General features: G+C 71.0%; 10 protein-coding genes and 1 pseudogene. 2 read left to right on the top strand and 9 right to left on the bottom strand.

Annotated elements, in window-relative coordinates; translation table 11 throughout:
* Window positions 1–6 precede the first annotated feature (6 nt).
* From OH768_RS12340 to OH768_RS12305, 8 genes are all read right to left on the bottom strand, one after another.
* Complete coding sequence (locus tag OH768_RS12340) at window positions 7–1,266, bottom strand: hypothetical protein (protein WP_406452984.1); 1,260 nt, start codon at window positions 1,264–1,266, stop codon at window positions 7–9.
* A 169-nt stretch (window positions 1,267–1,435) separates the two neighbouring features.
* On the bottom strand, window positions 1,436–2,725 hold the full coding sequence (locus tag OH768_RS12335) for a GAF domain-containing protein (protein ID WP_406452982.1): 1,290 nt from the start codon (window positions 2,723–2,725) through the stop codon (window positions 1,436–1,438).
* Window positions 2,726–2,931: 206 nt separating this feature from the next.
* Window positions 2,932–4,566, bottom strand: a complete 1,635-nt coding sequence (locus OH768_RS12330) for an acyl-CoA dehydrogenase family protein (RefSeq protein WP_406452980.1) — start codon at window positions 4,564–4,566, stop codon at window positions 2,932–2,934.
* A gap of 69 nt (window positions 4,567–4,635) precedes the next feature.
* Complete coding sequence (gene sbnA, locus OH768_RS12325; protein ID WP_406452978.1) at window positions 4,636–5,622, bottom strand: 2,3-diaminopropionate biosynthesis protein SbnA; 987 nt, start codon at window positions 5,620–5,622, stop codon at window positions 4,636–4,638.
* A gap of 34 nt (window positions 5,623–5,656) precedes the next feature.
* Complete coding sequence (gene sbnB, locus OH768_RS12320; protein ID WP_406452976.1) at window positions 5,657–6,688, bottom strand: 2,3-diaminopropionate biosynthesis protein SbnB; 1,032 nt, start codon at window positions 6,686–6,688, stop codon at window positions 5,657–5,659.
* The gene (locus OH768_RS12315) at window positions 6,685–7,689 is read right to left on the bottom strand and encodes a TauD/TfdA family dioxygenase (RefSeq protein WP_406452974.1); all 1,005 of its coding nucleotides are present in this window, start codon (window positions 7,687–7,689) and stop codon (window positions 6,685–6,687) included. The genes sbnB and OH768_RS12315 overlap by 4 nt, the downstream gene beginning before the upstream one ends.
* A gap of 55 nt (window positions 7,690–7,744) precedes the next feature.
* On the bottom strand, window positions 7,745–9,829 hold the full coding sequence (locus OH768_RS12310) for a non-ribosomal peptide synthetase (protein WP_406452972.1): 2,085 nt from the start codon (window positions 9,827–9,829) through the stop codon (window positions 7,745–7,747).
* Between the two features lie 42 nt (window positions 9,830–9,871).
* A complete protein-coding gene (locus OH768_RS12305; protein WP_406452970.1) occupies window positions 9,872–12,322 on the bottom strand; it encodes a Pls/PosA family non-ribosomal peptide synthetase in 2,451 nt (816 codons plus the stop codon).
* A gap of 463 nt (window positions 12,323–12,785) precedes the next feature.
* Here OH768_RS12305 and OH768_RS12300 point away from each other — a divergent pair, with 463 nt between their 5' ends.
* Window positions 12,786–13,958 (top strand): YihY/virulence factor BrkB family protein, encoded by a 1,173-nt coding sequence (locus OH768_RS12300; protein WP_406452968.1) that lies wholly within the window; start codon window positions 12,786–12,788, stop codon window positions 13,956–13,958.
* 28 nt (window positions 13,959–13,986) lie between these two features.
* Here OH768_RS12300 and OH768_RS12295 read toward each other — a convergent pair.
* Window positions 13,987–14,708, bottom strand: a pseudogene (locus OH768_RS12295) (NmrA family transcriptional regulator).
* 81 nt (window positions 14,709–14,789) lie between these two features.
* Between OH768_RS12295 and OH768_RS12290 the strand changes: the two are divergent.
* Complete coding sequence (locus OH768_RS12290) at window positions 14,790–15,725, top strand: AraC family transcriptional regulator (RefSeq protein ID WP_406452966.1); 936 nt, start codon at window positions 14,790–14,792, stop codon at window positions 15,723–15,725.
* The last annotated feature ends 10 nt before the right edge of the window (window positions 15,726–15,735 follow it).

Here is a 15,735-nt window from a genome sequence, read left to right as displayed (position 1 = left end):
AGCGGATCAATGGAGGGAGCTGTCGATCGAGGTCAGCGGCAGCGCGAACAGCATCCGGCCGGACACCGACCAGACCTCGCCCGTTTCCTGCCAGTACGACAGCGAGTCGGTCTGCGCGCTCCAGCACTGATGCGTCTTGTCGGCCCCGCACTCGGTGGCCCGCGCGTCCTTCGCGTCCTGCCGCCACAGCGAGCCGTGCCCGCTCTGCTCCCCGGCCGCGCCGCCCAGGTACCAGGTGGCACCGTTCGCGAGCACGGCCCCGACGCCGGTGACCTTCGTCGCGTACGCCTCCTCGGGCACCGCGAGCCCCGCCGAGTCGGTGGCGAGCAGCCCCGGCCGCGCCGGGTCCCGGCTGAAGGGATAGCGCCACAGACGCTTCCCGCCGCCGGCGACCAGACTGTCCGGCACCGTGCTGCGGTCCAGCGAGAGGCCGACGGGTCCCGTGGCGGAGCTGTCACCGGTCAGCCGGTACGACCCGACCGCGGGCAGCACATACCGGTACCCGGCGGCCGACCAGCCCTCGCGCACCCGGCCGACCGCGGAGGCCGTCACCGTGGCGCGCTGGATGCGGTTCATGTCGTACACGTACAAGGCGTCGCGGTTCCCGCTGCTCGTGGTGACCAGGAGCTTGTCCTGGTACCAGACCATGCCGGAGACCTTGGAGACGAGCCCGCGGTAGTCACGCCCGCCGTCGGTCGGTACGGCGAGGAGGGCCCAGGTGTAGGTGAGATTCGCGGGGTCGCCGGCGTTCACGAAGGCGACCTTGGCCAGGCCGCGGCTGTTCGCGCTCCAGCCGGAGAGGATCACCCGGTTCGAGCCCCACCAGCCGTCCTCGTCGGCGTCGCCCGAGGTGGTCACCGAGCGCGGGGTCCACGCCGGGTCGGCGGCGTCGCCGCTGTCCCAGCAGTACGCGCGGGTGGCCGCCGGTTCGACGGGCAGTGCCGCCTTCTCGTCCGTCGTGCAGTCGGCGGCGTCGCGCAGGGTGTGGTCGGCGCTCTTCAACACGGTGTCGACGCCCACCGGACGCCCCATCGCGGTGGTCAGCCGGTCCAGCGAACGCTGCGGCTCAAGATTCTCCCGCAGCTCCAACTTCCCCAGCTCGGAAGCCGAGGTGAGCGGCTTCAGCCCCCCGGGATCGGAACTCACCGTCGCCTGCGAGGCACTGATCATCGTCGCGGCGGCGGTGAGGCCGAGCGCGGCCCCGGCCAGCGCCGCACGCAGCGCCCTGCCCCGCTTGCGCCGGCGATGTCGCCCACGTGCACCCATAAGTGTCCTCCCGAGGCGAGCCAACTGCGCCTGGTGATCCGTGCGTTGACCAGGGAGCAGGTGGGGTGGCCCGTAGAGGGATGCTACGGCAGTCATGGCCGCCCCATGGGCAAGACCCTGCAATTATGCGGAAGATGCCGCTCGGCGTGTCTTTTGCGCCACCTGTCCGCTATGGCGTCGGGACCCGCCTCCGCCCCTTGGCGACCGCCGGTGCCGTCGAGTACGGCAGCAACTCGCGCGGGTCGTCCGGGAGCAGCACCTCGACCTCCGCGTCCTCGCAGAAGCGGTACGGCCGGTGCTCCAGGAACGCCCCGAGATAGCGCCGTACCCGGGACATCTCGGCGCGCACCGTCACCGTGCGGCCCGGGTCGCCGAACATGTCCTCGGCCAGGCCCGCCGCGCTGCGTCCGGTGCGGTACAGGGCCAGGAGGTAGAGCAACTCGGCGTGCCGGGGGCTGAGTTCATGGGTCCAGGAGCCGGCGCAGCCGGACACCGTCACCGACCAGCGGCGCGGCAGCGCGAGATCGAGGACGATCCGGGTGGCGGCGCGCGGCCCCGGTTCGTCGGCGACGCGGACCAACCAGCCCCCGGCCAGCGGCTCCAGCGAGCACAGCCCGAGCGAGGGCAGCCAACGACGGCCCGCCGAGGGCGACTTGGGCAACGCGATCCGCTTCACGTACGGCATTCCGGTGACCGCCGCCGTCCAGCCGTCCTGGTCCGCCACCAGGGCCTGGCCGCCGAGCCGGGGCAGGATCGGCGCCGCCACCGCGCGCAGCCGCTCCAGCGAGGTCATGTGCAGTTCGCGCAGCCGTGCCTCGGCGAGTTTGGCCACCGAGTCGACCCAGGCGAGGGTCGCCGGATGCAGGGTCTCCAGCGGACCGCTGACATCGACGACACCGATCAGCCGGCCGTCCCTGGGGTCGGTGATCGGGGCGCCCGCACAGGTGAACGCGGCCAGCGCCCGCGAGAGATGCTCGGCGGCGAAGACCTGCACGGGACGGCGTACCACCGCCGGGGTGCCCAGTCCGTTGGTACCGACGACGTCCTCGCGCCAGTCCGTGCCGATCTCGATGCCGACCTCGTCGGCCTTGCGCAGCACGGCCGCACTGCCCTCGCGCCACAGCGCCCGGCCCTCGTCGTCCGCGATCAGCACGATGTGGTGGGCGGCGTCCGCGACCGACACCAGACCCTCCCGCAGTACCGGCAGGACGTGCCGCAACGGGCTTGCGCCGCGCCGCCGTTCGACCTCCTCGCGGGAGAGCAGTCCGGTGCGCAGATCGTGGTCGGGGTGGGTCCCGCCGCGTAACGCGCGCTCCCAGGACTCCTCGATCACCGGGCGCGGTGCGGTGCGGGCGCGCTGTCCGGAGAGCGTGGTGTGCCGGGCGTCGCTGAGCATCCGTGCCGTCCGCGCCGCGTCGACGGTGGCGTGCTGTGTCGGGGCGGCCGGCGGGTTCACCATGGGTCCTTCTCTCCGGTCCCGTATCGACTGTTGTTCTCATAGTGCCGCCCCCCGGTGACGGAGGGAGACACTCCGGACACAGTGGCCGTCAAGTTGCAACCCCCTGCAACCCTGGTGAACGGTCGTACGGTGTCTGAAACTTGTCCCACGCTGCGAGGGTGGTGCCGTGTCGGCGCAGCACCACCCTCGCATTGTGCCGGTGCCGTTCAGGCCGTCGGCCGGGCGCGTTCCACGATCGACGTCAGGTCCAGGGTCGGCGGCAGGGTGCCGAAGGTGGCACCCCAGTCGCCGCCCAGCCGGGACGCGCAGAACGCGTCGGCGACCTCCGGCGGCGCGTGCTGGACGAGCAGCGTCCCCTGGAGTACGAGGACCATCCGCTCGACCAGGCGCCGGGCGCGGCCCTCGATGCCGTCCAGGTCGGCGAGTTCGACGAGCAGGTTCTTCATCGCGCTGTCCAGCCGGTGATCGGCGCCGCGCACCCGGCCGACCTCGACCAGGAAAGAGTTCAGCGCCTGCGGCTCGCGCCGCAACGCCCGCAATACGTCCAGGGCCTGGATGTTCCCGGCGCCCTCCCAGACCGAGTTGAGCGGTGACTCCCGTACCAGGCGCGGCAGTCCGGACTCCTCCACGTATCCGTTGCCGCCCAGGCACTCGGCCGCCTCGACCGCGACCGGCGAACAGCGCTTGGTCACCCAGTACTTGGCGGCCGGCACCGCCAACCGCAGGAACGCCAGCTCCTGTTCACCGCCGTCGTCGTAGGCCGCCGCGAGTCTCAGTCCGAGCGTGGTGGCGGCCTCCGACTCCAGGGCGAGGTCGGCCAGGACATTGCGCATCAGCGGCTTGTCGAGGAGCCTGCCGCCGAACGCCTCGCGGTGAGTGGCGTGGTGGACGGCCTGCGCTACGGCCTGCCGCATCAGACCGGCCGAGCCGAGCACACAGTCGAGCCGGGTCGCCGCGACCATCCCGATGATGGTGCGCACCCCGTCCCCCTCGTCCCCGACCCGGCGCGCCCAGGTCCCGTCGAACTCGACCTCGGCGGAGGCGTTCGACCGGTTGCCCAGCTTGTCCTTGAGGCGCTGGAGAAGGAACACATTGCGGGTGCCGTCCGCCAGCACCCGGGGCACGAGGAAGCAGGTGAGTCCGCCGGGCGCCTGCGCCAGCACGAGGAAACCGTCCGACATGGGCGCCGAGCAGAACCACTTGTGGCCGGTCAGCTCGTACGTCCCGTCCTCCGCGAGCGGTCGCGCCGCCGTCGTGTTCGCGCGGACGTCGCTGCCGCCCTGCTTCTCCGTCATGCCCATCCCGAAGACCGCCCCGGCCTTCAGGTGGGCGGGCCGCAGCTCACGGTCGTAGACCATGGACGTCAGCCGGGGCTCCCACTCGGCGGCGAGCGCGGGATCGGCGCGCAGGGCGGGCACCGCCGCGTGGGTCATCGACAACGGGCAGCCGTTGCCGGCCTCGGCCTGCGTCCAGACCAGGAAACCGGCGGCCCGCCTGACATGCCCGGCCGGGCGGTTCCAGGCTGCGGTCAGTCCCGCCGCCACGCCCTTGCCGAGCAGCCGGTGCCAGGCCGGATGGAACTCGACCTCGTCGATCCGGTTGCCGAAACGGTCGTGGGTGCGCAGGCCCGGGGGGTTGTCGTTGGCCTGCGCACCCCACTCCTGCACCTGGGCCGAGCCGGCGGCCCGGCCCAGGGCGGAGAGGTCGCCCCGTACCTCGGTGAGCAGTTCGGGCGGCGTGTGCCGCTCGATCGCCGAGGTCAGGACGCGGTCGGCGGCGAAGACGTCGTATCCGACCAGTGGGGGAGGCTGGTTCGTCACGGTGTGGGTGGTGCGTGCCATGGCTGGAACCTACCCGGGCGGGCGGCGGTGGTCCGGATTTCCGCTGCGAAACAGCCACCGCCGCCGCCGTCAGGCCGACTGCGACATGGCCGCCAGTATTTCGGTACCGGCCGCCTCCTCCTCCAGCCAGCCCGTGCGATACACGGTGTCCAGATAGCGTTCGCCCAGGTCAGGGGCGATCGCCACGGCGGTCGGGCCGTGCCGTCGGTCCGGCCGGCCGTTCCGGGCCAGCCACTGGCCGGCCCCGCTGACGACCGTGCCGGTGGACCCGCCGAACAGGAAGCCCCGCGCGGCCAGCCGGCGGCAGGTCTGCACGGTGTCCGTCTCCTCGACATGGATCACGTCGTCGACGTACGACTCGTCGAGGAACGGCGACCCCACGCTGGTGCCGAGCCCCGGGATCATCCGGGGCCCCGCCTCTCCGCCGAAGGTGACGGAGCCGACGGCGTCGACGGCGACGATCCGCACCCGGCGCCGCCACTGCCAGAACCAGCGCGCGCAGCCCATCAGGGTCCCGGTGGTGCCGGCTCCCACGAACAACACGTCGAGCTGCGGGAACCGGCGGGCGATGGCGGGTGCCGTGGTGCGGTAGTGCGCCCGCCAATTCCCCTGGTTGGTGTACTGGTTGAGCCACACATACCGCTCGTCCGAGGCGCACAGCGCGCGCACGTACGCGATCCGGGCGCCCAGGAAACCGCCGTGCAGGTCCGGCTGGTCGATGATGTGCACCCGGCTGCCCAGCGTCTCCATCAGCCGCACCGTCGGCAGGTTGCACCGTCTGTCGGTCACACACAGGAACCCGTAGCCGCGGCTCGCCGCGATCACGCTCAGGGCCACCCCCAGGTTCCCGGACGACGACTCGACCAGCACCGAGCCGGGCCGCAGGACGCCGTCCCGCTCGGCGGCGTCCACCATCTCGGTGGCGGCCTTCAGTTTGATCGAGCCGGCGAAGTTGAACCCCTCACATTTCAGATAGAGCGGCAGCCCCAGCGAGGCCCGCAGATCGACGTAGAGCTCGTCCTCGTTGAACTCCGCGGGATCGGAGATCACAGCCATGAATTTCCCCCCTAGTGGTGCGCCACGATCGCCGTCAGCCGTACCGGCGCAGCTCGTGGAAGAACCCGTCGACGACGCGCAGTTCGCCCCGCCGAGCCACTTCGTCGTGGACGAACCTGCCGACCGCGAGGTCCAGCACCCCCAGCCCGAAGGGCGAGAACACCACCGTGCGGTCCGCCGGTACGCCCACCCGCCCGGTCAGCACGTCGTCCAGCGTGCCGTCGATGAACTCCCGCCCGCCGGTGGCCTGTTCGGCCAGATGCGGTGAGGTGTCGGCCTTCAGACAGTGCTCGACGTCGTCCACGAAGTTCGCGGACGCGAGCAGGATCGCCGGGTCGAGATCCCGCAACGACACGTGCAGGACCAGCGGATGGTGGTCGAACCAGGCCGGATCGTGGATGTGCGGCGCGCCGGCGATCGTCGCGAAGACCAGCAGATCGCTGGCGCGGACGAGCCCTTCGGCCTTGTCGTGCACGGTGATCCGGCCCTGCGCGCCCGACCGCCCCAGATATCCCCGGAACCCCTCCGCGCTGTTCGCGGACAGGTCGTAGACGCCCGTCTCCTCGAACTCCCAGCCGGTGGCCCGGAGATGGGTGTGGATGTAGCGGGCGATCAGGCCCGTCCCGACGAACCCGACCCGCAGCGGGCGCGTCCGCCCCTGGCTGAGCTTCTCGGCCGCGAGCGCCGCCGAACTCGCCGTACGCGTCGCGCTGATCACCGAACTCTCCAGGCAGGCGTACGGATAGCCGGTGTCGGGGTCGTTGAGGATCAGTACCGCGGAGGCCCTGGGCAGCCCCGAGCCGGTGTTCCCCGGGAAACTGGAGATCCACTTCAGGCCGTCCACCCGCAGCGGGCCGCCCAGCGACGCGGGCAGCGCGATGATCCGGGACGAGGGGCGGTCCGGGAAGCGCAGGAAGTACGACGGCGGGTTCACGGAGTCACCCGCGCCGTGCAGCCGGTAGGTGGCCTCCACCAGCTCGCCGATCTCCGACTCCCGCCCGGTGAGGGCCTGTTGGACCTGTTCGCCGCTGATGACCGCGAACGAGGGTGCGTCGAATTCGCTCATGCCGCCCTCACCCCTCCCGTCGGCGCGCGGTCCGTGAGCCGTACCGGGTCGCCCAGCCCGGCGAGCACCTCGCGCGGGCCCTCGAACGGGTCCCGGCCGTGCGCGGTACGGATGTTGTCCACCAGCAGCAGATCCCCGGAGCGCCACGGCGTACGCCGGACGTGTGCGTCGTAGGCCCCGTTGATGGCCGACACGATGTCCGCGTCGACCGGATCGCCGTTCCCGAAGCGGGTGTTGAAGGGCAGCGCGTCGGCACCGTAGACGTCGATCAGGTACTCGCGGACCTCGGGCTCCATCGTCCACTCGTTCAGGAACGCGATCTGGTTGAACCAGCAGCGGCGGCCGGTGACCGGGTGGCGGAGCACGGCGGCGCGGTGCTGCCGGGTGTGCAGCGAACCGTCGGACTGCCAGGCGAAGTCGATGCCCTGGGCCCGGCAGTAGCGCTCCACGACGCCACGGTCCTCGGTGCCGAAGGCCTCGGCGACCGACGCCCCGATCTCCTCGTGGTAGGTCCGGGTCAGCAGCCAGCCCTCCCGCTCGAAGCGGTCCACCAGCGTGCTGGGCAGCGAGGTCAGCACCGCCTCGGCGTCGGCGACCGGGGTCGCGCCGCCCTCGGTCGGCGCGTCGAGGCAGGCGAAGAGCAGCAGTCCGGGGAAGTCCAGCGCGTAGCTCGACTCGTGGTGCAGACACATGGGCTGGTCGGTCGGCCACTTGGTGGCGGAGTACACGCCCTCCGCGTAGGTGCGGCGCGGCGCGAACGGCTCCCGGTCGGCCATCAGGGAGTCGGTGAGCCGCCGGAAGACGGTCTCGGCGCCGGCCGGGTCGGCGAGGCCGAGGCCGCGGACCAGGACGCAGCCGTGCGCGGCGACGACGGCCCGCAGCGCCGTACGGTGCCGGTCGGCCCAGCCCACCGGGTCCGCGCCGGCGTCGGCGTGCAGCAGCGGCGGACCGTCCGGGCTCAAGGTGACGGCGTGGAGAAGGGTCGCGGATGAGAGCGACATCTCGGTGTTCCTTTCGGTGGTGCTGTCGATCGTTCGGCCGGGGGTGCGGCGGGTCTCAGGAGGAGACCGGCGGGTCCAGCAGTCCGGCCAGGTCCGCGAGGACCGGGTGACGGGTGACGTCCTTGAGGCTGATCGCCCGGTCGAGGGCGACCGCCAGCTTCACCGCGGCCAGCGAGGTGCCGCCCCGGTCGAAGAAGTGGTCCTGGCGGCCGATCCGTTCGGCCGGAATGCCCAGCACTACCGCCCAGGCCGCCGCCAGCCGGCGCTCGGCCGGCGTGCCGGGCCCCTCACCGACCGCGTCCAGGTCACCGGCGAGCACGGTGAGCGTCCGGCGGTCGGTCTTGCCGTTGGCGGTCAGCGGCAGCGACGCCCGCCAGTGCACGACCGACGGCACCATGTACGCGGGCAGCGACTCGGCGAGCCGCGCCCGCACCGCGTCGGCCTCGACCGGCCGCGCACCCGTGCAGAACGCCACCAACTGCGTCCCGCGTACGACGACCACCGCGCCGTCCCTGACCCCGTCCACCCGCAGCAGCGCGTTCTCGATCTCGCCGATCTCGATGCGGAAGCCGCGGATCTTCACCTGGCTGTCCCGGCGCCCCAGGAACTCCAGCCTGCCGTCGGGCCGCCAGCGCCCGTGGTCGCCGCTGCGGTACAGCCGCTCACCGGGCCGGTACGGGTCCTCGGTGAAGGCCGCCGCCGTCCGCTCGGGATCGTTGACGTACCCCCGGCCCACGCACACACCGGAGAACACGATCTCGCCGGGCGCCCCCAGCGGCACCGGCACCAGGTCCTCGTCGACGACGTACACCCGCACATTGCCGACCGGCCGGCCGAGCGGGACCCGGGGCCCGTCCGGCGCCCGGTCCATCACCTCGTGGTTGGTGTCGTCCGAAGTCTCGGTCAGGCCATAGGCGTTGACCAGCCGCACCCCGGGCCGCGCCGCGAACCAGCGCTCCACGAGCTCCTTCTTCACGGCCTCCCCGGTGACCGACACACAGCGCAGGTCCGGGAGTCGGCGCGGCTGCCGCTCCAACTCGGCGAGCACGGCCTCCAGATACGACGGCACGACCTGGAGCACATTGACCCGCCCCGCCTCGATCGTGTCGACGAACCGCGGCACGTCCAGGATCACGTCCTGCTCCACCAGCAGCGTCCGCCCGCCCACGAGTGGCGCGCAGACCAACTGCCACAGCGAGATGTCGAAGCACTGGGGAGCGGTCTGCGCGACCACCTGCCCGGCCCCGATCCCCAGGTCGTCGAGCTTGGCGAACACATGGTTGAGGAAACCCGCGTGCTCGCACATCGCGCCCTTGGGCTCACCCGTGGAGCCCGACGTGAAGTAGATGTAGGCGAGTTGACCCGGCGAGACCTCGATCCCGAGGTCGCCGTCCGCATGTCCCTCGGCGTAGGCCTCGTCGACGTAGAGCGTGCGGCGCGGCGCGTCCAGCGCACCGTCGCTGCCGTGCTCGGTCAGCACCAGTTCGCACCCGGCGCGGTCGAGCACCCGCGCCACGCGGTCGGCCGGGAAGTGCGGCTCGACGGGCAGATAGACCCCGCCCGCCTTGAACACGGCGAGTACCGCGGCCATCCAGTCGAGGTTGCGCTCCAGCACCACGGCGACCACGCCCTCGCGGGTCAGACCGCGGGCCAGCAGCGCCCGACTCAGTTGGTTCGCCCGGGAGTTGAGCTCCCGGTAGGTCCACTCCCGGTCACCCTGCACGGCGGCGACCGCGTCCGGGCACACCTCCACCATGTCCTCGAACAGCTCGTGCACCCGCCGGTCCGGCAGTTCACGCCGGGGGCCCGCCAACTCCTCCAGCTGGAAACGGACTTCGGCCTCGGACAGCAGGCTCGTCCGCTTCGGATCGGTGAGGACGGTGACGTGGTAGCCCGCGATGCGGGCGGCGGCCCCGGCGTCCAGGACGTCGGTGCGGTACCGCAGTCGCAGCGTGCGGCCCGTGACGCTCACCTGCAGCGCCGGGTCCTCCTCGGCGCTCTCCCCGGAGAGCGCGGCGAGCACCGTCGCATGGGCGGCCTTCAAAGCGGCGGGCTCGATCAACAGCCCTTCGGGCAAGGACACTTCGTACGCCGCCACACCTGGCACCGGAGCGAGCGTCCACCGCGGAATGATCTCCATCTTTCTCTTCCCCCCTGTTTCTTTCCCCCTGCGGCCAAGCCGTCAGGGAGACACATGCCGGACGGCGCCGCGCTGGGCCACCGCCGGATTCCCGCCCCACCGCGACAGCGCGGGCATCTCCTCGCCCTTCATCAGGAACGAGTCGGCGGCGAGCACGGCCCCGTCGCCCATCGACACCCCGTAGTGCACGAGCGCACCCACCCCGAGGGTGCAGCCGTTGCCGATGGTGATGAGCTCGGACTTGAACGTGCCGTCCTCCTGCGAGTGGGACTGCACCTTGGTGTGCGCCGACAGCGTGCAGTCGTCGCCGATCGCGGTGAGCGTGCGCTCGGTGATGTAGGCGCCGTCGTCGAAGACCCGCCGGCCCATCCGCACGCCCAGCAGCCGCCAGATCAGGTTCTTGAACGGCGTCCCGTTGAACACCTGGATGTAGTGGTCCGGGACCTTCCACAGCCGCTCGTGCCACCAGAAGTACGGGTCGTAGATCGAGCACAACTTGGGCTCCAGCGGCCGGAACCCGCCGACCAGGCGCTCCACCAGCGCGTAGTACCCGGCGGTGAAGCCGAGCCCGAGCATCAGGGACGCGCCGATCAGCAGCCCCCCGCCGATCCCCTCGCCCCCGTACAGGTCGACGGCGGCGCAGCCGAGCACGGTCAGCACGAACCAGTGCAGCCAGCGCACGAACAGATACAGGCCCATCGAGCGCAGGTTGGCGCGGTTCTTCAGGGTCAGCCGGCGCTTCAGCTCGTCGCCCTCGCGCAGATGGTCGAAGCGGCTGTCCCGCTCCACCGAGCGCGGGATCTCGAAGCACGGCGAGCCCAACAGGCCCACGCCCTCCCGGACTTCGCCGTCGAGCGGCACCATCACCTTCGTCGCGAGCAGACAGTTGTCGCCGGTACGGCCCCCGGAGGGGTAGGCGATGTTGTTGCCGAGGAAGTTGCGCGGCCCGATCGAGGCGTGCGACAGCCGGAACGACGTACTGGAGAAGTCCGCGTTGACGATCGACAGACCGTCCGCGACCATCGTGCCGCTTCCCACACTGGCCAGATACGGCGTCTCGTGCTGCACCTCCGTACCGAAGTTGGAGCCGGTCTGCTCCACCTCGCCGAGGTCGTAGCCGATGGCCTTCAGATAGCCGACGATGTACGAGCTGTCGCCGCACAGCCACTTGAAGAACTTCAGGTTGGTCAGGCGGGCCACCGCGCGCTGCACCGAGTAGTGGAAGCCGTAGAGCGGATACACGCGGTCCGGGCGCAGCAGCGGCCTGAGCAGCCTCGGCAGCAGGGACACGGAGGCGAAGCCGAGCACCACGAAGGCGACGAACGCCACCAGCGACAGACCCAGTGCCTCGCCGTAGAAGCGGGCCGAGTCGAGGTCCTTCCTGTTCGGGTCCAGCAGGTGGTCGAGGGCCGGCACCACCGTCAGCACCATGTAGGTGCCCCCGACCGCGAGCGGAACGTAGACCAGCACCATCTGCAGAAGCGCGGCCAGACCGTAGCCGAAGCGACGCGCCGTGGAGCAGTCCGCCGCCGGGACGCGGACGTGGTCGACGTCCGTGGCCTGCGCCGGCGAGCCGTGCACACGCCCGCCCGCCGGGACCCGCGCGTCGTCGTACAGGGCGGAGGAGTGGCCGAGTTGGGCGCCGTCGCCCATGGTCGTGCCGATGTCGAGGACCGTCTTCTCGCCGACGTACACGCCGCTGCCGAGCGTGACCCGGCCGGTGCGGATACGGCCGGCGTGCGCCTGGTAGCAGAGGAAGAAGGAGTCCTTGCGAATGACCGTTCCGTCTCCGACGGTCAGCAGGTCGGTACAGACCGGGACGGAGTGGGACAGAATCGTGACGCCCTTGCCGATCCGGGCGCCGAGGGCGCGCAGATAGAGGACGTACAGCGGGTTGCCGGCGAACAGGATCATCGGGTTGGCGTGCAGCAGCGCCTTGACCGTCCAGAACCGGACATAGGCGAGGCTCCAGACCGGGAACTCGGTCTCCTTCCAGCGGCCGACGAGTACCCACTTGGCCACCACCGGCACCGTGCACACACCGATGAACACCGCGCCGCCGAATATCACGGAACGCAGATAAATCTGCGCCACTCCGGAACCGCCGGAAACCCATTCGTAGCCGCGCCCGGTGACAAGTCCGGCGAGTGCGCAGTAGACCGCGAATACGAGGAACTGGAGCAGCCCGCACAACAGATAGCGGGCCGTGCTGCCAGGCGGCGGAGGCTCGGCGACGGCCGGCGCGGAAGGCTCGGAGGTGTCGGCGAGTGCCGCCGCGAGACTACGGATCGTCGGATTGCCGTAGACGTCCCGCATCGAGACCGACGGCAGGTCGTCGCGTTTCCTGACCCGGGCGCAGAAGTGCGCCATCACCAGCGAGTTGGCGCCCAGGTCGTCGAAGAAGTGACTGTCGAGCGGTATTGCTTCCTTGCGTACGACACCGGCCAGGACCTCTGCGAGAACGGTCTCGGTGCCGGTGCCGGGTTTTCCCACCACGTGGCTCCTTGGTGCTGATCATTGTCTTTGAATTGCCGAAATCGCCAAAGACGAATACGGCACACGCGAAACGGGTGGGGTAAAAGTAAATTTCTGGGACGGGGTCCCGGTCATGGACCCAATGTGATTCCCCCGAGTCGTGTGCGCTGACGTCGTCCCAACGCGCGCAACGAATGCAGTCCGGATTATTTCTGGACATTCCGGAACGGGTCAAGGTCGTTTTGGGCAATGGCGCTTTTTCGTCTTCGCGGGGTACGGTGAAGGTCAATAAGGATTGACGCCCGAAGTCCTCACCGGGAAGCTCTCCGAAACAACCATTAAAATCTCGAATGCCAATTCGAATTAAGGACCGAAAAGTTTCGGCCAGCGCGAGCATGACACGGCTGTCCAGCAGGCGCCCCGTCCCGGCCGACGCCACCGGGGTATGAGTGCATCCCGGCACGGCGGATACCTTTAGGGCGTGCAGTCAGCGAGTGAAACCCCCGAGCGGCCCACCGGCCGGTTCCACCGGGCGCGTGCCCTCTACCGGAACGTCTCCAAGCGCAGGACCGCCTGGCTGCTGGTCAAGGACACCGTCAACTCCTGCATGGAGTACCGCATCCTGGGCCTCGCGGCGGAGGCCGCGTTCTTCACGCTGCTGTCCGTCCCGCCGCTCCTGCTGAGCCTCATCGGCCTGCTCGGCTACGTCGACAGCTGGACCGGCGCCCACAGCATCGCCGGCCTGGAGAACAACATCCTGGAGGCGTCCCGCACCGTCCTGACCGACAAGGGCGTGCACGAGATCGCCCAGCCGATCCTGCACGACGTCATGAAGGGCGGCCGGCCCGACGTCATCTCCATCGGCTTCCTGTTCGCCCTCTGGTCGGGCTCCCGCGCGGTCAACGTCTTCATCGACACCATCACCGTGATGTACGGCCTCGACGGCGTACGCGGCATCGTCAAGACCCGGATCGTGTCCTTCGCGCTGTTCATCGCGGCCCTGCTGATCGGCTCGGTCGCGCTGCCCCTCATGGTCGCCGGACCGGACGCCGTGGTGAACGTGGTGCCCTGGTCGGCGACAGTCGTACAGGTCCTGTACTGGCCGGTCGTCCTCGTCCTGTCCGTCGTCTTCCTCACGACGCTGTACCACGTGTCCGTCCCCGTCCGCTCCCCGTGGATCGAGGACGTGCCCGGCTCCCTGGTCGCCCTCGCCATGTGGGTCCTCGGCAGCTACCTGCTGCGCATCTACCTCACCGGCACGGTCGAGGGCCCGACCATCTACGGCTCCCTCGCCGCGCCCGTCGCCGTACTGCTGTGGATCGGCGTGTCCGCGTTCGCCGTACTCGTCGGGGCCGCCGTCAACGCGGCCATCGACCGGGTCTGGCCGGCCGCCGCGACGGCCGCCGCCCGCGCCGCCAACGAGCGCCGGCACGAGGAGCAGGCCGCCGAGTACGTCGCCCGCATGGCCGCCGCCCGCACCCACGGCGGCGAGGACGACGAGGACTTCGACGACCCCGAGGACGGCGACATGCCCTCCGAGTTCCCGGAACGCTGGTCCCGCTTCCTGCCCCCCGAGGACGTCACCTCCCGGCTGCGCACCCACGCCAAGAGCACCCACAAGAGCGGCGGGGACACACCGGGACCGGTGAAGTAACGCTCCGCTACTGCTTCCGGAGGCCCGCTCACACCTTCCAGACGCCCGCCGCCGAGGCCTCCCGCGCGAACTCCGAGAAATCGCGCGGCTCGCGCCCCAGCACCTGCCGGACCCCGTCCGGCACCCTGAATCCGGCCAGATCGTCGCCGTACTGACGGGCCTACACAGCCCGGTACGTCAACGGCCGCCCCGCCGCCGCGGAGATCTCCGCGACCGCCTCCCCGAAGGTCAGCAGCCGCGGCCCGGACACGGTGAGCGCCTGCCCCGCATACCGGTCCCCGGCCGTCACCGCGGCCACCACCACGTCCGCGATGTCCCGCACGTCGATGAAAGGCTCCCGACGGCCCCTCGCTGAAGTTCTGTGCGAACCACGCCGCCCGTACGACCGTCCAGTCCGCCCCCGACCCGCGCAACGCCTCCTCGGTCGGCCGCGCCCGCTCCCTAGGCCCTGCCCCGCGAGGACAACAGCACCAGCCGCCGTACGCCCAGCCCGACCGCCTCGGGCGCGAACATCCCCACCGCGCCGGGCGCGTCCGGCGCCCCGACGTCCGAGGGATACACCAGGTACGCGGCATCGGCGCCCCGCAGGGTGTCCGCCCACGTCGACCGGTCCGCCCAGTCGAAGCCCTGCGCCCGCGAGGCCGCCCGCACGGTCAGCCCCGCGGCCCGCGCAGCCTCCGCCACCCGGCGCCCGGTACGACCCGAAGCGCCCGTCACCACCATCGTCATGTTCCGTGCGTTCTCTGTCATGCCGTTCAGCCAACGTCCGTGCGCCGGCACGGACCATCGCTGAACGGCTCATTCCCATAAGCGCGCGTCTACGCCGGCCGTATGGAAGCCCTGTCGGGCCTTCTGGAGGGTCCACGCGCGCGTGGCGCCTTCGTGATCCGCGCCTGCTTCGACCCGCCGTGGGCCCTGCGCATCGAGGACCGCGCCCCGCTGACGGTCATGCTCATGGTCCGCGGCGACGCCTGCATCACCCCGGAGACGGGCGAGCGGATACGACTGCGGGCCGGCGACCTCGCCATAGCGCGCGGCTCCGCCCCGTACACCTGCGGCGACGCCCCGGACACACTCCCGCAGGCGCTGATCCTGCCCGGCGGCGAGTGCAGCTACTCCGACGGCACCTCCCTGAAGGGCTCGATGGACCTCGGCGTCCGCACCTGGGGCGATCGCCTCGACGGCTCCACGGTGATGCTCATCGGCACCTACCTCATGCGCGGCGAGATCAACGGCCGCCTCCTGGTCGCCCTGCCACCTCTGCTCTCCCTCCCCTCCGAGGTCTGGGAGCGCCCGCTCACGCCCCTCCTCATGGAGGAGATCGTCCGCGACGAACCCGCCCAGGAAGTCGTCCTGGACCGCCTCCTGGACCTCCTCGTCATCGCCGCCCTGAGGGCCTGGTTCTGCCGCCCCGAGGCGGAGGCCCCGGCCTGGTACCGCGCTCTGGCCGACCCGGTGGTCGGCAGGGTCCCGCGCCTCCTCCAGGACGATCCGGCCCACCCCTGGACGGTCGCCTCCCTCGCCGCCAAGGCCGCCGTCTCCCGCGCGGCCCTGGCCCGCCGCTTCACCGACCTGGTCGGCGAACCCGCGATGTCCTACCTCACGGCCTGGCGCCTCGCCCTCGCCGCGGACCGCCTCCGCGACACGGACGACACGATCGCCGCGATAGCGAGAGACGTGCGCTACGGCAGCGCGCTCGCCCTGCCCAGCGCGTTCAAGCGGGTGTACGGGGTGAGTCCGCAGGAGCATCGGACGCGCTCGGCGTAGCCTGGCCGGC

The organism is Streptomyces sp. NBC_01622, from assembly GCF_045209635.1.
In the GTDB taxonomy this organism is placed as follows: domain Bacteria; phylum Actinomycetota; class Actinomycetes; order Streptomycetales; family Streptomycetaceae; genus Streptomyces.
This window is presented reverse-complemented; position numbering and strand designations above follow the sequence as displayed.